18 protein-coding genes are annotated in these 17,587 nt (G+C 43.6%); 9 read left to right on the plus strand and 9 right to left on the minus strand.

Annotation, left to right across the window (positions count from 1 at the left end; all coding sequences use genetic code 11):
- Positions 1-67 precede the first annotated feature (67 nt).
- The gene (gene rlmD, locus HWQ39_RS09245) at positions 68-1,474 is read right to left on the minus strand and encodes a 23S rRNA (uracil(1939)-C(5))-methyltransferase RlmD (protein WP_292843593.1); all 1,407 of its coding nucleotides are present in this window, start codon (positions 1,472-1,474) and stop codon (positions 68-70) included.
- A 176-nt stretch (positions 1,475-1,650) separates the two neighbouring features.
- Between rlmD and apcD the strand changes: the two genes are divergently transcribed.
- From apcD to purF, 5 genes are all read left to right on the plus strand, one after another.
- Positions 1,651-2,136, plus strand: a complete 486-nt coding sequence (gene apcD, locus HWQ39_RS09250) for an allophycocyanin subunit alpha-B (RefSeq protein ID WP_292843594.1) — start codon at positions 1,651-1,653, stop codon at positions 2,134-2,136.
- A gap of 808 nt (positions 2,137-2,944) precedes the next feature.
- Positions 2,945-3,259, plus strand: a complete 315-nt coding sequence (locus tag HWQ39_RS09255; RefSeq protein WP_292843595.1) for a hypothetical protein — start codon at positions 2,945-2,947, stop codon at positions 3,257-3,259.
- Between the two features lie 5 nt (positions 3,260-3,264).
- Positions 3,265-3,543 (plus strand): type II toxin-antitoxin system death-on-curing family toxin, encoded by a 279-nt coding sequence (locus tag HWQ39_RS09260; RefSeq protein ID WP_292843596.1) that lies wholly within the window; start codon positions 3,265-3,267, stop codon positions 3,541-3,543.
- Between the two features lie 140 nt (positions 3,544-3,683).
- Positions 3,684-6,068: a phosphoribosylformylglycinamidine synthase subunit PurL gene (purL, locus tag HWQ39_RS09265; RefSeq protein WP_292843597.1), complete on the plus strand. Its 2,385-nt coding sequence runs from the start codon at positions 3,684-3,686 to the stop codon at positions 6,066-6,068.
- A gap of 523 nt (positions 6,069-6,591) precedes the next feature.
- Entirely contained in the window at positions 6,592-8,091 is a 1,500-nt protein-coding gene (gene purF / locus HWQ39_RS09270; protein WP_292843598.1) for an amidophosphoribosyltransferase, read from the plus strand.
- Positions 8,092-8,347: 256 nt separating this feature from the next.
- On the opposite strand, the gene lysS is transcribed toward purF, so the two are convergent.
- The gene (gene lysS / locus HWQ39_RS09275; RefSeq protein ID WP_292843599.1) at positions 8,348-9,865 is read right to left on the minus strand and encodes a lysine--tRNA ligase; all 1,518 of its coding nucleotides are present in this window, start codon (positions 9,863-9,865) and stop codon (positions 8,348-8,350) included.
- 337 nt (positions 9,866-10,202) lie between these two features.
- On the opposite strand from lysS, the gene HWQ39_RS09280 reads away from it, so the two are divergent.
- Positions 10,203-10,436 carry an EF-hand domain-containing protein gene (locus HWQ39_RS09280; RefSeq protein ID WP_292843600.1) on the plus strand — a complete coding sequence of 78 codons (234 nt, stop codon included), beginning with the start codon at positions 10,203-10,205 and terminating at the stop codon, positions 10,434-10,436.
- A gap of 283 nt (positions 10,437-10,719) precedes the next feature.
- Here HWQ39_RS09280 and HWQ39_RS09285 read toward each other — a convergent pair whose 3' ends face one another.
- The 5 genes from HWQ39_RS09285 to HWQ39_RS09305 all read right to left on the minus strand — a co-directional run bounded on the left by HWQ39_RS09285 (position 10,720) and on the right by HWQ39_RS09305 (position 14,366).
- Complete coding sequence (locus HWQ39_RS09285; RefSeq protein ID WP_292843601.1) at positions 10,720-11,145, minus strand: hypothetical protein; 426 nt, start codon at positions 11,143-11,145, stop codon at positions 10,720-10,722.
- A gap of 76 nt (positions 11,146-11,221) precedes the next feature.
- Positions 11,222-12,343, minus strand: a complete 1,122-nt coding sequence (locus HWQ39_RS09290; protein ID WP_292843602.1) for a geranylgeranyl reductase family protein — start codon at positions 12,341-12,343, stop codon at positions 11,222-11,224.
- A gap of 133 nt (positions 12,344-12,476) precedes the next feature.
- Positions 12,477-13,025, minus strand: coding sequence for a ribosome recycling factor (frr, locus tag HWQ39_RS09295; protein ID WP_179068605.1), 549 nt, complete (start codon positions 13,023-13,025; stop codon positions 12,477-12,479).
- Positions 13,012-13,740 carry a UMP kinase gene (gene pyrH, locus HWQ39_RS09300; protein ID WP_069074277.1) on the minus strand — a complete coding sequence of 243 codons (729 nt, stop codon included), beginning with the start codon at positions 13,738-13,740 and terminating at the stop codon, positions 13,012-13,014. The genes frr and pyrH overlap by 14 nt, the downstream gene beginning before the upstream one ends.
- A 71-nt stretch (positions 13,741-13,811) precedes the next feature.
- Positions 13,812-14,366: a thioredoxin family protein gene (locus tag HWQ39_RS09305; protein ID WP_292843603.1), complete on the minus strand. Its 555-nt coding sequence runs from the start codon at positions 14,364-14,366 to the stop codon at positions 13,812-13,814.
- A gap of 471 nt (positions 14,367-14,837) precedes the next feature.
- Here HWQ39_RS09305 and HWQ39_RS09310 point away from each other — a divergent pair, with 471 nt between their 5' ends.
- Positions 14,838-15,737, plus strand: a complete 900-nt coding sequence (locus HWQ39_RS09310) for an alpha/beta fold hydrolase (protein WP_292843604.1) — start codon at positions 14,838-14,840, stop codon at positions 15,735-15,737.
- A gap of 98 nt (positions 15,738-15,835) precedes the next feature.
- On the opposite strand, the gene HWQ39_RS09315 is transcribed toward HWQ39_RS09310, so the two are convergent.
- Complete coding sequence (locus HWQ39_RS09315; protein WP_229486196.1) at positions 15,836-16,015, minus strand: hypothetical protein; 180 nt, start codon at positions 16,013-16,015, stop codon at positions 15,836-15,838.
- 151 nt (positions 16,016-16,166) lie between these two features.
- Complete coding sequence (locus HWQ39_RS09320) at positions 16,167-16,868, minus strand: diacylglycerol/polyprenol kinase family protein (RefSeq protein WP_292843605.1); 702 nt, start codon at positions 16,866-16,868, stop codon at positions 16,167-16,169.
- 61 nt (positions 16,869-16,929) lie between these two features.
- Here HWQ39_RS09320 and yidD point away from each other — a divergent pair, with 61 nt between their 5' ends.
- Together yidD and HWQ39_RS09330 are read left to right on the plus strand one after the other, a co-directional pair.
- A complete protein-coding gene (gene yidD / locus HWQ39_RS09325; protein ID WP_292843606.1) occupies positions 16,930-17,166 on the plus strand; it encodes a membrane protein insertion efficiency factor YidD in 237 nt (78 codons plus the stop codon).
- Between the two features lie 187 nt (positions 17,167-17,353).
- Entirely contained in the window at positions 17,354-17,551 is a 198-nt protein-coding gene (locus tag HWQ39_RS09330; protein WP_292843608.1) for a hypothetical protein, read from the plus strand.
- The last annotated feature ends 36 nt before the right edge of the window (positions 17,552-17,587 follow it).

Consider the following 17,587-nt stretch of genomic DNA (forward strand, 5'->3'; position numbering starts at 1 on the left):
CAAAATGATTTTTTATTTTTGCCTTAATTCAATTTTAGCATCTTTAGTATGCACTAGACTAAAAATTTCAAATTTCAGTTTTTGTAAAGGAATTACCATCCTTGCTCAAATGTGACAGCACAAGAAAGGCGGCAACTTCAACATGAGCAGTTTGAGGGAAAAAATCAGCAGGTTGTACCCGTGTGATGGTATATAGCCCATCTTGACAAAGCAATTTCAGGTCACGGGCGAGGGTAGCTACTTTACAGCTGACGTAAACGATCCGAGATGGTTTCAATTGCCGTAAAGTGTCGATGACTGCGCGATCACACCCCTTACGTGGCGGATCGAGTATTACTACTTCTGGTATTGTGCCCATCTTTGGCAGCAATTTCTCTACTGCCCCTACTTGGAATGTCACATTATCAATTCCGTTGCGGTGGGCGTTCAAAATTGCTTGTTCTACTGCTGCTGATTGCACTTCTAATCCTGTAGCAATACGTACTTTTTTGGCGAGGGGTAAAGTTAAAGTCCCAATACCACAGTAGGCATCAACTAGCAACTCATGCCCTTGAAGATTGAGTTCTGATTGAATTACCTGTAATAGTGCCTCTGCTGTTTCGGTATACACTTGGAAAAATGTATCTGGGCGTACTTGAAATTCCAGTACAGCAAAATATTCACGCAGGTGAGGTACTCCAGCGATGCAACGGGTTTCTGATCCAAAGATAGCATTTGTGCGATCGCTATTGCGGTTGAGCGACACTCCTACTAACTGCGGATAACGCTTTAACCATTCCTGCGCTTGGGTTTCAATTCCTGACAAATTCCAGTCTTTCACCACCAAAGTCAGCAACATTTCTCCAGTGTGTCGCCCAATGCGTAAACCAAGATGGCGAATTTGTCCAAGGTGGCGCTGTTCGTCATAGATTCGCCAACCTTGTTGTTGAATATCCTGCTTAACTTCGGCTAGTATTGGATTTAATCGTAAATCTTGGACTGGACATTGATTTAAGTTAATTAATTGGTGACTACCTTTTTGATAGTAACCAGCTTGTACCTGTCCCGTTGCCGATATACCCAAGGGATATGTAGATTTATTACGGTAGCCGAAAGCAGAAGGGGCGGCGAGTACCGGATCTACCGGGGGTTGGACAAAACCGCCAATCCGTTCCAAAGCTTGGATAACTTGATTTTGCTTGGCTACTAGCTGGTAATCATAATTAATATGCTGCCACTGGCAACCACCGCACTTATCCGCCACAATACAACTGGGTCGAATCCGGTGGGAGGATGGTTCTAATAGCTCTTGGAGCTTACCGTGAGCGTATTTGGGTTTAACATGTACTAAGCGGACAATGGCGCGATCGCCTGGGACGGTATCTGGGACAAACACTACACGCTCATCAGCGCGTCCCACACCATCGCCTGTATCACTCAGATTAGCGATCGTCACTTCAATTAATTCACCCTGTTGCCAAATTATTTTAGTCATTAGTCATTAGTCATTAGTCATTGGTCATTGCCTTCTTCATTTCCCCCAATCCCCAGTCCCCAGTCCCCACTCTCCCCAAATAGATAAATTCAATACATAAGTAACTCCGATCCCTTCACTTGTGTACCTCCAACTCGGTAAACTAACAGATAATATTTCAGGTGATTTCAATAATCATGACTGTAATTAGCCAAGTTATTCTCAAAGCCGACGACGAACTGCGTTATCCCAGCAGTGGTGAACTTAAAAATATCAAAGACTTTTTGCAAACCGGCGTACAACGGACACGGATTGCAGCTACTTTGGGTGAAAACGAAAAGAAGATAGTTCAGGAAGCAACCAAACAACTTTGGCAGAAGCGTCCTGACTTTATCTCCCCCGGAGGTAATGCTTACGGAGAACGCCAACGCTCTCTATGTATCCGTGACTTTGGCTGGTACTTACGCCTAATTACCTATGGCGTGCTTGCCGGTGATAAAGAGCCAATTGAAAAAATCGGTTTGATTGGGGTGCGGGAAATGTACAATTCATTGGGTGTTCCCGTGCCTGGAATGGTAGAAGCGATCGCTTCCCTCAAAACAGCCTCCCTTAGCTTACTGAGTGCAGAAGATGCTACCCAAGCAGCACCATACTTTGATTACATCATTCAAGCTTTGTCGTGATACAAAGTGTGTGCGAGTTCTAGGAGTATACTTCCGGTCTACTTAGGCATAAGATACCCAATTTGATCATACCTTCCCCACATTTGGTAGTGGCTGTGGCAAAACCTTTGTCAAGTTACTAACCAGTTGTGGGGAAATTTTATAGATATGGGCATTAGGCATGGGGCATTTTACTAATGACCAATGACAAATACAAAAAACCGACAGTCCTTGAGTAAGGCTGTCGGTAATTAAGTGTGTTCCCTATTAATGACTCGGCTAGAGTTCAGTTGTCACTAATTATGCCTAGTTAGCGATCGCAGGGAGACGATCCTAATCATCGATATGTGTGATTCTCGTCACTTGATTGTTACATCTAAACTGCATATACCCGAATAATCTCTGAGTGACACTCGATTTATGCAAGTTCAGGTGCTAGAAATTTCACTGAGATTAAAAAATCAAGTTATCTTTAAAAACTAAAGCATTTGGTGTATAATTACCATTCATCTTGTGTCTCTCACTATCGGGATAATTCTGTTGAGCGTATTCTGAGGTTGTCCTACTCCTCCATCCAATAAAAAATTACTGGTAAGTAAGGCTGGTCAAGCACCTTCTGCTAATACTTCCCAAGATCCAAGTACAGGTATTTAGTTAGAGTTTAATTGAACAGCGATCGCGCTTCAATCTACAGAAAAGTAAAAGTGCGTAGCTTGTTGGCGTAAGCATCGTGTTTTGCAACATAATGAGTAAATCACAATAGGGCGATAAGCTAGAGTTAGCAGAAGAAGTGATTTACAACTGGCGAAAAACCTAGCTTGGGGTAACAATGGCAACAGAACAAAAGCACAGCAACTATTTATCAGAAGCCGAAAGCCGTTTGCGTCAGCTTCCTCCTGAGAGGTTGCGAGTAGCAGTTGCAATGATTGCTTATTTACAAAAAACAGAAGAAAGCGAAGCTACTGAAAAACTATTATTAAATATTCCTGATTTTGCCGAATATTTCCGCGAAATTGAGCAAAACGAAGAGGAATTACAAAATACTCCCTCAAATCAAATTGCCTCAGATGAAGAAGTACTCCAGGCTTACTTAGCAGTTGAAAAAAAATGGGAAGATGTATTCCGTCACCTTGCAGACTCCTAAAATTCTTGGCTATTTCTCAAGTCTTAAATATTCACCAACGCCAAATTAAAAGATTTGGTGGAACATCAGGTGTTAGAGACGAAGGTTTACTAGATTCAGCACTGGCACAACCTCAAGCTACTTTTGGCGGTGAATTTCTCCATCCAACAATTTGCGAGCAAGCAGCAGCGTACCTGTACCATTTAGCAATGAACCATCCGTTTCTTGATGGCAACAAGCGCACCGCTTTCGCTGTTATGCTCACTTTTTTGAACTTAAATGGCTATGCTCTCAACTTATCTTAAGAGCAAGCTTACAACTTGGTGATTCAAGTAGTCCAAAAAGAAATATCCAAAGAAGAATTATCTGCATTTCTCGAACTGCACCTAGAGGGCAAGTAAATCGATAGAATAATGCTCTGTCCCCCCAGAGTGCATTATCTTCCATGACTGCAACCTCAAAACCAGCCTTTTCCCCCCAAGAAATTGCGGCTGTTGGTCTTAAACCAGAAGAATACACAGAAATTGTCCGTCGGCTAGGCCGTCATCCTAACAAAGCTGAACTGGGAATGTTTGGCGTGATGTGGTCAGAGCATTGCTGTTACAAAAATTCTCGACCTCTACTCAAACAATTTCCTACCGATGGCCCCCGCATCCTCGTGGGGCCTGGTGAAAATGCTGGTGTTGTAGACTTAGGTGATGGACTCCAACTAGCTTTTAAGATTGAATCTCACAACCACCCTTCAGCAGTAGAACCATTTCAAGGTGCAGCAACGGGTGTAGGAGGCATTCTCAGAGATATCTTTACAATGGGTGCGCGTCCCATTGCTCTATTAAACTCGCTGCGCTTTGGTTCTCTAGAAGATGCCAAAACTCAAAGGCTCTTCCAAGGCGTAGTCGCAGGAATTTCTCATTATGGTAATTGTGTGGGAGTACCCACCGTTGGCGGTGAAGTTTACTTTGACTCTGCTTACTCTGGCAATCCTCTAGTGAACGTTATGGCACTGGGGTTGATGGAAACAGCAGAAATCGTCAAATCGGGAGCATCTGGATTAGGCAACCCCGTGCTGTATGTTGGTTCTACCACTGGGCGCGATGGTATGGGAGGCGCAAGTTTTGCTAGTGCAGAATTGAGCGATCAATCCATAGACGATCGCCCTGCGGTGCAAGTGGGCGACCCATTTTTGGAAAAGTCTTTAATTGAAGCTTGTCTGGAGGCGTTTAAGACGGGTGCAGTTGTCGCCGCCCAGGATATGGGAGCCGCGGGAATCACCTGTTCTACCTCAGAGATGGCAGCAAAAGGCGGTGTGGGAATTGAACTAGATTTAGATAAGATTCCCGTCAGAGAAACGGGAATGGTTCCTTATGAATATCTACTTTCGGAATCTCAAGAACGAATGCTGTTTGTTGCCCACAAGGGGCGTGAGCAGGAATTAATCGACATTTTCCACCGTTGGGGACTTCAAGCCGTTGTGGCTGGTACAGTCATCGCTGAACCGATTGTGCGGATTCTCTTTCAGGGTGAAGTAGCAGCAGAAATTCCCGCAGAGGCTTTGGCGGAAAATACCCCACTGTATCACCGAGAGTTATTGGCAGAAGCGCCAGAATATGCGCGTCAAGCTTGGGAATGGACTGCTGATTCCTTACCTGCTTCTACAACTTCTGGAATAGAACTCCAAGGACACCTGCAAACCTGGAATGATATTCTCTTAACTTTGCTTGATACACCCACGATCGCATCTAAAAATTGGGTATATCGTCAATATGACCATCAAGTACAAAATAATACAGTAACACTGCCAGGTGGTGCAGATGCGGCTGTTATCCGTTTACGCCCCCTTGAAGAAATCCCCAATCTCAAATCCAAAATCCAAAATCTAAAATCAGGAGTGGCGGCCACAGTAGATTGCAATCCTCGTTATGTTTATCTTGACCCTTACGAAGGAGCTAAAGCAGTGGTGGCAGAAGCAGCCCGCAATCTTAGCTGTGTGGGTGCTGAACCTCTAGCGGTGACGGATAATCTGAATTTTGGCTCTCCAGAAAAACCCATTGGTTACTGGCAATTGGCAGAAGCTTGTCGCGGTTTAGCGGAAGGTTGCCGAGAATTGGCGACACCAGTCACAGGCGGAAACGTTTCTTTGTACAACGAAACCTTTGATTCTCAAGGCATTCCACAACCCATTTATCCCACTCCTGTTGTGGGTATGGTGGGTTTGATTCCCGATATAAGCAAAATTTGTGGTCAAGGTTGGCAAGCAGCCGGCGATGTGATTTATCTTCTCGGATTGCCTCTGACATCTAAACTCAGTTTGGGAGCATCTGAATATTTAACCACTATCTACAATACTGTTGCTGGAAAACCACCAAGGGTAGATTTTGACTTGGAACGCCGCGTCCAGAAAGTTTGTCGTGAAGGAATTCGTAATGGTTGGGTACGTTCAGCCCACGATTCTGCTGAGGGAGGAGTAGCGATCGCCATAGCCGAAAGTTGTCTTGCTGGGAACCTTGGGGCTGAAATCAATTTAGAAATAGCCCCAACCCAATTAAATCGCTGGGATGAAGTGCTGTTTGCCGAAGGTGGTGCCAGGATTTTAGTTTCTGTAACATCACCACAACAAGAAATTTGGGAATCATATTTACAGGAACATCTAGGTCAAAATTGGCAAACATTAGGTACAGTTGGCAATTTGGAAACGGGTTTGGGGGTTTTCACCACTGATAACCAAACCTTAATCAAAGTTAGTATCGAAGATATGAGCGATCGCTATTTCCATGCGATCGCTAGACGTATCGCCGTCCACACCACTACCCCCGAAGAAGTTAGGAGTTGAAAGTGAGGAGTTAAGAATAAAAAGCATAACTCCTGACTCTTTTGTTAACTCTTGAACATAATTACGGTACTGTTTTAATGGATGGTTAAAGATTTATTAAGAACTCTACCACCATCTATATAATCCCAGTGACTTGACTACCGATTTTGAATTTTAGATTTTGGTGAGGTAGTGCGGTCTTCTCCCTTGGCGCTAGCCTCTCCCTTTGGGAGAAGGGGAGAGGCTAGCGCCAAGGGCGATAGCGCAGCGTTAGCGAGTCCGCGAGCGTCTGGGGGTTTCCCCCATGAGCAACTACCGAACCCAGAGGGATTAGGGGCATTGCTTCTATTTCATGTCTTGCTCTTACTAGGCTAAACAAATCTAAAAGAGCCATTCTCAAATCCTAAGCCGCATCCTTACTACGGTGCGATCAATCCAAAAGACGCTCTCTACGAGACGCTGCGCGAAGGCGGACTCGCTAATACTCCGCCATCGCCAATCTCAAATCCCAAATTGATTGACCCCCACCAGGAGCAAAGCTAGCATGATTTCTATTCATTCTGTCACTTCGGATGAATACCCCGACCCAACCAACAACCCAATCAATAGTCATGAAAATCAGCCTGACAAGCCCGAAGAAGCTTGTGGTGTTTTTGGCATCTACGCCCCAGGAGAAAACGTTGCTAAACTGACCTACTTTGGATTGTATGCCCTCCAGCATCGGGGTCAAGAATCAGCTGGTATTGCTACTTTTGAGGGTACACAAGTACATCTCTACAAGGATATGGGCTTGGTGTCTCAAGTTTTCAATGAATCCATCTTGGATCAATTGCTCGGTAGCCTTGCTGTTGGTCACACTCGTTATTCCACTACAGGTTCTAGTCGCAGAGTTAATGCCCAGCCGGCAGTGCTAGAAACCCGTTTAGGTTCATTAGCTCTAGCACATAACGGTAATTTAGTCAATACTGTGCAACTACGTCAAGAGTTGCTTGAAAATAAATGTAACTTAGTCACCACAACAGATTCAGAAATGATCGCTTTTGCGATCGCCGAAGCCATTAATGCAGGCGCAGATTGGCTAGAAGGTGCAATTAAGGCATTTCACCGTTGCCAGGGAGCCTTTAGTTTAGTTATTGGCACTCCCATCGGCGTTATGGGTGTCCGCGATCCTAATGGCATTCGCCCTCTGGTAATCGGGACTTTGGCTGGTAATCCAGTTCGTTACGTTTTGGCTTCCGAGACTTGTGGTTTAGACATCATTGGAGCCGAATACCTGCGAGATGTAGAACCAGGAGAATTAGTTTGGATTACTGAAGAAGGTTTAGCTTCCTATCATTGGAGTCAAAAATCTGAGCGGAAATTGTGTATCTTTGAGATGATTTACTTTGCCCGTCCTGATAGCGTCATGCACAACGAGAGTTTGTACAGCTATCGAATGCGATTAGGACACCAGCTAGCTAAAGAATCTTTTGTAGATGCCGATATTGTCTTTGGTGTTCCTGATTCTGGTATACCTGCTGCGATCGGGTATTCCCAAGCGTCTGGTGTCGCTTACGGCGAAGGACTGATTAAAAATCGCTACGTTGGGCGAACCTTCATTCAACCAACCCAAACCATGCGGGAATCGGGTCTGCGGATGAAACTCAACCCCCTCAAAGATGTGCTAGCAGGTAAACGAGTAATCATCGTAGATGACTCGATTGTGCGGGGTACTACCAGCCGTAAACTAGTCAAAACCTTGCGTGACGCGGGTGCAATCGAAGTACATATGCGAATTTCTTCTCCGCCTGTAACTCATCCCTGCTTCTATGGCATCGATACCGATTCTCAGGATCAGCTGATTGCTGCTACCAAATCAGTAGCGGAAATTGCCAAGCAACTGGAAGTAGACAGCCTCGCCTATCTGAGTTGGGAGGGAATGCTAGATGCAACGCGAGAAGACACTAATAGTTTTTGTTCTGCTTGTTTCACTGGAGATTACCCCGTGGTGATTCCCGATCAAGTGAAGCGTTCTAAACTGATTCTAGAAAAAGTAGTGGTATAGGGGCTTGGGGCATTAGGGACATGAGAATCAACAAAGAGGCAGGGGGCAGGGAGCGGGGGGAAATGACCCCTGACTCTGCGGTGGAATGAAGGGGGGAATATGTTCTTACGTCCCCCAACAAGAGTTAAGTGGTTCTCGTACCCTGCGGGAAGCTAACGCAACAGTTGTGGTCGAATCCCCATATTTACTATCTCCCCTGCTCCCTGCTCCCTTGCCTCTTTCTCAATACCCAGTCCCCAGTCCCTAATCCCCAGACTTAATCTGGGGATGATTCTAATTTGTCTGGCTTGAGTAAGGGGAAAGCGATCGCATCTCGAATACTGGCACAATCAGTTAATAACATCACCAAGCGATCGATCCCAATCCCTAAACCACCTGTAGGCGGCATCCCATATTCCAAAGCTGTCAGAAAGTCTTCATCTACACCTTGGGCTTCTAAGTCACCGGCAGCTTTCCGTGCCGCTTGTGCTTCAAAGCGTTCTCTTTGATCGATCGGATCGGTAAGTTCTGAGAAGCTATTCCCAGTTTCTCGCCCGACTATAAATAACTCAAATCGTTCTACCAAACCAGGTTGAGAACGGTGAGGTTTTGCTAGGGGTGAAATTTCTACAGGGTAATCAATTACAAAGGTAGGTTGAATTAAATTAGCTTCTACTTTCTCTTCAAAGGCTAAATTTAGTAACTTACCAATTGATTGGGCTTCATCGATACCAGGAACACCAGCATTTCTACTTGCTGTTTTGGCATCTTCTAAAGTTTGGAACGAATTAAAATCCAAGCCTGTAAATTCTTTAACTAAATCGTGCATTGTCACCCGTCGCCAAGGTGGTGTTAAATTTATAGGTTCCCCTTGGTAGGTGATTTCCAATGTGCCGAGTACCTCTTGGGCGACAGTGGTAATAATCCCCTCAGTCAGCGCCATCATATCGTTGTAGTCAGCGTAGGCTTGGTAAACTTCAATCGTTGTAAATTCGGGATTGTGTCGAGTTGAAATTCCCTCATTGCGGAAAACTCGCCCCAATTCAAACACCTTTTCAAAACCACCCACAATCAACCGTTTAAGGTGGAGTTCTGTAGCAATTCGCAAATACAACTCCATTTCTAAAGTGTTGTGGTAAGTGATAAATGGACGTGCATCTGCACCTCCAGTCTCACTTTGCAAAACCGGTGTTTCAATTTCCAGAAAATCTCGCTGTTCTAAATAGCGGCGAATACCGGCAGTAATTTGAGCGCGACGGCGGAAAGTTTGTCGCACTTCTGGGTTTACAATCAAGTCAACGTAACGCTGACGGTAGCGCTTGGCAACATCCGTTAATCCATGCCACTTGTCGGGTAGGGGCAGCAGAGATTTAGTGAGGATAGTATATTGTTTAACGTAGACAGATAACTCGCCCTTTTCAGTCCGTTTAATAGTACCTTTGGCTCCCAGGATGTCGCCTGCATCTGTAAGTTGTTTTAAGTGATTGAAAGCATCGGCATCAATATCTGCCATACCTTCTTGAATGCGATTTTTATCCAAATAAAGCTGAATTGTACCGGTTTCGTCTTGCAAAGTGAAGAAAGCTAATTTACCAAAAACGCGACGCGCCATAATGCGTCCAGCTATGGAAACTTCTAAATCAACTTCTTCACCACTGACTAAATCGGCAAACTTTTCTTGCAACTGCGCTGCATGATGGGTAGATTCCCAACGATAGGCATAAGGGTTAGTCCCTAGCTGCTTGAGTTGTTCTACTTTCTCCAGCCTGGCGGCTCGGATATCTTCTTCCGACATGGTAACGAACTAAATAGGGCAAGATTAATTATAGATGCTGCAAAAGTTGGCAGTAAAAGATATTTGTCTTTGAAGGCGCGTGCGTAGGCGTAGCCTGCCGGAGGCATCGCTACAGGAAATATACAATGACACAAACTAGCCTTAGTTCGGGTGCAAAATCCCATTCAGTTGAGCCAATACTCCTAACCTGAGCCAGATATCGCTGTTGTCTGCATCGATTTGCGAAGTATATCGCGATCGCCATCCCGCACTCAATAAAATCTTTTTATTAACTTTCCTTGCGTATTTGTCAAGATTTTGAGATATTAAATTGAAAAATCAATTCAGATAGAAACTTATGACAACCGAGCAAGAGCTTCAATCTCTTTTTAATTCCTTAGATGGCGATCGAGACGGCAAAATCTCCATTAATGATCTTTTTTTAAGTCCTGGCTTAAGTGCAATCATCTCATCAGAAACAAATACTACTAGTCCCCAGGAGTTACTAATACAGTATGATTCGGACAAAGACGGTAGTATTACCTTTGAAGAGTTAAAGCAAGCAGTTGAGAAAGCAAATAATTTAAACTAGCAGTCAAAAAATCAACGCCACACTCACCCCAAAATCTCTCTCTAGCCCACACTAAATCCCTCTCTAGGCAACTCTTGAGGGATTTGCCTTTATTTGTGAGACTTTTCTCTCCTCTACATTAGCATCTAGTCGATTGGGTTTTATTCTGCAACAAAATTCTATAAATCTAAATTTGTTTGGTTTTACTCTATTCAACTCAGACTCATGATATATCGTATTCTTTGATAAAATTGGTATGAGACAGGTAAAATAAAAACTGCTTGCGATCGCTTAGTTTAAGCCTTTAATCCTTTCCTATTTTTAACAAATGTCTAGATGAAATAGCCTTCATTTTCAAGTTAGTAAATTGCACGATCGCTTTTACTAAATTTTGCTGATCTGGTTGCAAATTTATTTTTTCTAGCGCTTGCTTGATATTATTACCAGCCCGGAGATTGTGAGTAAGTTGGGCACGCTGGAATGAGGTTAACACTGCCTCTATTTCCCTGTTTCTTCTCTGACGCACAGCCTGAAGTTCTTGCCGTTGTAAAGGAGTCAGGTTAATTTCCGACGAGGTGGAATAGCTTGCAGTTTTGGTAGTTTGGGCGAAAATAATATCAGAAGTCGTATTGATTTGAACGGGTGCAGCGAAGGCAATTCCCGGCATAAAGAGGACAAGAGCAAGAATATTAGCGAACACAGATAGCCATTTTGTCAAGTAAATTGCCATATTGAGAAATGTCTAGTACACAGTGGCGGAAGTTTGCCTGCTTTTAACAAGTTGCTTGAGCAATTTGTCTAGTTAATTAACCTCCAAAACCAGAAATTAAACGCTTGAGGGCACGACCGGCAATGTCGCCATAGCCCAGTTCTCCACACATAATCTTACCCATGACTTGGGGAGCAGAGGGGTGCTTAACACCAACTTGGTAGGCAATGTTGGAAAACCGATAAAACGCCCCAGCTAACTTTTTCGCCCAAGCCATCTCAGTACCCCATTGTTCATTCATGGCTTCGCTATATTTTTCTAAAGCGTTCGCATCACCAGAAAGTGCCTCATTAATGGCTCCTGCTGCAATTAAACCGCTAAAAATTGACGGACGAATGCCTTCTGCTGTCATGGGATCAACTACACAAGCAGCTTCCCCAACCAAAACCGCATTTTGAGTGTGCAGTTTTTGATTACCATCCCAAATAGATATGGGATAACCATACTGCTTGCTAGTTTTGATATCTAGATTAAACGATCGCGCGTACTCATCTAAAATCTTCTTAAAGTCTTGGCGTTCGCCACCGACAAATGTACCGATACCAATGGAATAACCGTCCGCCTTCGGGAAGTTCCAAATGTAGCCATTTTTCACCAAGCCTAACTCGATGTGCATTGTGGATTTATCCTTGACAGTTGCCGTAACTTCTGACTCTAAAGCTCCTGCTAAACTGCGTTTACGTTCTTTGAAGCCTAGCCATTTTGCCATTGGCCCTTTGACACCATCAGCCGCGATTAAGTAGCGGCCTGTAACTGGGCCATTGGCTGTGTTAACTTGCCAATAGTCGTTTTGAAATTCAATACCCGTTACTTCCGTATTATCTCGTAGTTCCGCCCCTTGCTTCTGTCCTTGCTGCACTAAGAAATGGTCAAAAATATCTCGTCGCACCATCCAGACTGGTTCTTTTGTGGGGATTTTTGCTTCCACCGGATCGCCCAATTTCCAGGTAAAGCGAAAGGAGTCGGCTTTTACAGAAATTACTGGGCTAAAATCAAAGTCAAACCATTGAGCGATCGCTGGAGATACACCACCACCACAAGGTTTATATCTTGGCAGGGATTCTTTTTCTAACACTAATACTGAGCGGCCTTGTTTGGCTAAATGATATGCAGCTGTTCCACCAGCTGGCCCCGCGCCGACGATGATGCAGTCGTACATATTGAATTTTTGCTCCAGAATTAGTTTATTTTCTCTTGAAATAATTAATCAATTTTGTTAAATATCTCAGAAATGATAAAGGCTGAAGAATTTATCCATCATCCTTCAGCCTTTATGCTTCAGACATTAAACTTTAAACAGTCGTAATGTCCTTTTCTTTTTCTGCCAGTAATTCGTCGATTCGGGCAGTATACTTGTTTGTCAGTTTTTGCAATTTATCTTGCTGATCTCGTGCTTCATCTTCAGGAATTTCAGCATTTTTTTCCTGTTTGCGAATGGCGTCTATGGCATCGCGGCGGATGTTGCGAATACTAACACGACCCTCTTCAGCATACTTAGATGCTAATTTGACGAGTTCTTTACGGCGATCGCTTGTCAAGGGCGGAATATTCAGCCGAATCACGGAACCGTCATTACTAGGGGTTAAACCGACATCTGACAAAGAAATCGCTTTTTCGACTATATTTAAACTGCTGCGATCGTAGGGTTGAATTAAGATCGTCGTAGCATCCGGTGTGCTAATGTTTGCCAGTGATTTCAAGGAAGTGGGCGAACCGTAATAATCCACCAATACCTTATCTAATAGGCTCGCATTGGCGCGACCAGTGCGAATTGAGTTAAAAGATCGTTGAGTGGCCTCAACGGTTTTTTGCATCGTACTTTCAGCTTCAGCTAATTTCACAAGAACCTCCCACAAGGGTGCCGATGGATTCTCCCAAGACTGCTCGGTGGATGTTACCTCTCACCGTTAGGTCAAAGACCAAAATTGGGATATTATTTTCTTTACATAAGGCGATCGCAGTACTATCCATCACCCGCAAATCTTTGGCTAAAACGTGTGCGTAGGTTAGGCTATTGTAACGCTTGGCGTCAGGATAAATATGAGGATCGGCATCATACACTCCATCTACCTTGGTGGCTTTAAAAATCACCTCGGCATCAATTTCTGCTGCTCTTAATGCCGCAGTCGTATCTGTAGTAAAGAAGGGATTTCCAGAACCAGCGCCAAAAATTACCACCCGCCCTTTTTCAAGATGACGGATGGCACGACGACGAATATACGGTTCTGCTAATTCTTGCATAGCGATCGCAGTTTGCACCCGCGTCTGTACTCCTATGCGTTCTAGCGAATCTTGCAGCGTCATGGCATTCATTACCGTGGCAATCATCCCAATATAGTCAGCTGTTGCCCTGTCCATTCCCGCCGACGCTGCTTTGACGCCACGAAAAATATTGCCGCCGCCAACAACTATGGCGATTTGAGTACCAGTGGCTATCACCTCTGCTAATTCTTGTGCTATGCCTTTGACCACCTCTGGGTCAATGCCATAGCCCATGTTGCCCATTAAGGCTTCACCGCTCAGTTTGAGTAAAACCCGTCGGTAATTCGTTCCCATGAAGTTCCGCTTTATCAAAAAAGTTGCAATTGCCTCCAATTTAAGATAACAGTTACAGGGACTATCTATGTCTAGTTACGCCAAATCAATGTAGTACCTATTGCTTCTGTTTGTTGTATATCTATTTCTCGACCATCAAAAAGAGAAGCGATCGCTGTTCTCAAATAATCCTCTCCCACTGATGATGGCTCGTGAGGATGATTATCAATTTTACCTTTATAGCGGACTATACCATTAGTATCTATTAGAAAGGCTGTTGGTGTTTTTCTTGCACCAAAACTACCTGTTACATCTTGGGTTGAGTCCCACAGGTAGGGGAAGTTCAACTGGTGATGCCGGGCAAAAGCTTTCATATTTTCAAAGCTTGACCTAGTATCGTAGTCAACATTACTACCATTCAATCCAATTAGTGTGAAGCCTTTTGAGGCAAATTCGGCTTGAATGTTTTTTAGCCTGCCTAGATACCACTCTACATAAGGACAGTGGTTGCACATAGAAATAACGCCGACTGCTCGGAACTTTTCAAGATAACGCCTGAGATGGTGTACTTGACCATCAATTCCGGGCAGTTCAAAATCTGGTGCGTAGCTCCCAACGGGAGTATCGATTGTTTCTAGTAGATTCATGATTTCTGGCTCGCAGAACTAGGAACAAGAAAAATATTGTTAAATTCAGCGTCAGTTTCCAGTTGCAAACCACTCCTTAGCCGATGCCTCATATTCGCCAATCTTATAGACCAAAGTTGCGATCGTAAATTGTGAAACTACTGAATATAGCACTGATGCTAATTCGCTCATATCTAAAAAATAGCCAAAATATTACTCACATGACAAAACTTATGATTCATAATACTTACATAATCTTCATCTATAAAGTAAATCACCTTTATAAACCAAATTAAAACTTCCTATACTGGATAAAACTATCATCTTAATGCTAATGTTATTAGCCGAGAATTTTTCATGGTATGTGTATAGGTTATCACCATAGGAAAAGATTTATTTTGAAAATCTGGTAAATTTTATTCAAATTCAAAACAATTTTACTTACGCCTGAGAGCTGATAAGCTTTTTACCCTTGTTATCATCAAATTTCCCATGACAACCTCAAGTTCACAAACAGCACTTCCCTCTACAAAAACCTGGATTTGGCAAGATTTTCCGATCTGCTATCAAACCCAAGGAAGCACTGGGCCAGCTGTTGTCCTGGTGCATGGATTTGGCGCTTCTTGGGGGCACTGGCGGAAAAATATTCCCGTACTAGCACAAAGTTGCCGTGTTTATGCGATCGATTTAATTGGTTTTGGTGCTTCTGCAAAACCTCAACCTGGTGAAAAAATTGCCTATACGCTAGAAACCTGGGGACAGCAAGTAGCAGATTTTTGCTGTGAAGTAGTGGGTGAGCCAGCTTTTTTAGTCGGAAATTCCATTGGCTGTATTGTCGCCATGCAAGCAGCAGTAAACAACCCAGAAATTGCCTTGGGAGTTGCATTACTCAACTGTTCTTTACGGCTGTTGCACGATCGCAAACGGGAAACTTTACCCTTATCTCGTCGTTACGGAGCGCCTGTACTGCAACGCCTGTTATCTATTAAACCAGTTGGTGATTTCTTTTTCAATCAACTCGCCAAACCGAAAACGGTGCGGAAAATTCTGCTGCAAGCTTATGCCAATACTGAGATGGTGACAGATGAGTTGGTAGATATTCTCACTTCACCAGCAAGCGATCCGGGGGCTGGGGCTGTGTTTCTTGCCTTTACTTCTTATTCTACAGGGCCATTACCAGAAGACCTTTTACCACTGTTACAGTGTCCGGCAATTATTTTGTGGGGAACGGCTGATCCGTGGGAACCAATTAAGTTGGGGAGAGAATTAGCTAATTTTCCCCAAGTAGAAAAGTTTATTCCTTTAGAGGGAGTGGGGCATTGTCCGCAGGATGAAGCGCCGGAGTTAGTCAATCCGATTTTACTCGATTGGATTTTGGAGCGATCGCGGTAATAGACTGGGCTCAATTTTCACGTGATGGGTGGTGTTGAATATATTCAAAAAGATTTATTTTTTGTTGATTGAGCCGATACGAAAACAATAACTTTTAACTACTTCTCCCTATCTTCATTTAGTGCTTTTTGGATAGCTTGGCGACAAAATTCAGGTGGGTCGTCCTTAGCCTTTACCTCTTCCTTCATTTCTTTGGTGACTCGGAAGTTTAATTGTTCGGTTAATTCCTTGCTCGGTTGGTTTCCAAAATTTTCAGGTTTACCCTTAGCTTTAGCCATTTATGTATAAACGTAAATATAGCTTAAAGTCGATGTTAACAACGGAATAGAGTTATTTATCGGTGAGTACTTGCTACGAAATTGCTTAACCGTATTGGACTCAACTAAAAATCACTATATTTATAAACTAACAATGAATTTTTGCAAATTACTAATTCAAAACTAACTGACTTAAAAAGAAGGCAAGGGCTGCACTACCCAAAGGAACTGTCAAATTGTCAATACCCAAAAATGAAACAGCTTCTAAAGCCGTAGCTATAACTGCTACTAACAGTGATACTGCCCAAGTTTGCCAACTGTTTCCTCGAGTTCCAACCAAAATCAAACTACTGACAACATAGCTAACAAGCATCATAGTTAGGGAGCCTTCCCAACTTTTTTCTGTACCAAAAACTTTATACTTATGTTTACCAAAGCGTTGCCCAATTAAGGCTGCTAATCCATCTCCCCAAGTCATGATCAAAATTCCGAGTGCTGCGTACTGGGGTTGTTGCAAGTACCAAAACCAGGCAACTAAAATACCGAAACTGACAGAGTAAAAAAATGTCCCTAAGCTTTGCCGTCCAACGCTATTAATACCAGGAAGGATGGGCAATCGGTAGGATAATAAGGTGATTGCACTCGCTAAAATAGAAGCTGTAATCCCTACACTGGCGGGAATATCTAGCCACCAGGCGATTAAAATCACATTACCAGTGCCAATATGAACTATCTTCCGCACGATTTCTGGCTTGTCGGCAAAGCGGTTTACCACCCATGCAATCAAGAGGATCAGTAACACCCAAATTGCAGCTGAAGCAATTTGCAGCCAGAAAACCGGAATTGAGGTGAAGTCAGAAAATGTAATTAACAAAGATGCGACAAAATGAAAATTTTTACCCCTGTTACTAATTTATAAGATTTGGGTAGCTGCAATGAAATTATTATTTATTTGGCTGATTCGAGGCTACCGAATGTTTATCTCGCCGTTGTTTCTTCCAACTTGTCGCTTTCAACCAACTTGTTCGATGTATGCTATTGAAGCTATTGAACGATTTGGAGTGTTGCGTGGTAGCTGGATGGCAACTCTGCGAATTTTGCGCTGTCATCCGTTTCATCCAGGTGGTTACGATCCAGTGCCAGATCTGGTGGAAAAGGTGAAGGAGGAGTAGTTTTGTGCAAATGGTGGTGAATTGAGGATTGGAGTTTAAACGCAAAGGAGCGCGGAGGGACGCAGAGAATGAGAAGACGGGTAGATTATTAAAGGATGTGTTCGTGGGTATAGCTATTTGGGGAGATGTCAATAGATGAGGTTGTCATCTAGCGTGGAAAGGTTGAATAATTTAATTTAGACTTACGATGAGTAATCCCACTGCGATTTCTATACCAGAACCACAAATTCCTACTCCTGGCCCGAGTCCGCTACCTAGCCCCAATCCTGAGCCGGGGCCAGCGATTCCTCAACCGTTACCGGGGCCTGTACCAGAACCAGTACCTACTCCTATTCCTCAAACAGTTCCAGCACCAATCCCCCAAACCATACCGGAACCTGTTTAGATTACCTTGGTAATGTAATCCAAAATCTCAAATCTA

It is taken from the genome of Nostoc sp. NMS8 (genome assembly GCF_017115045.1).
In the GTDB taxonomy this organism is placed as follows: domain Bacteria; phylum Cyanobacteriota; class Cyanobacteriia; order Cyanobacteriales; family Nostocaceae; genus Nostoc.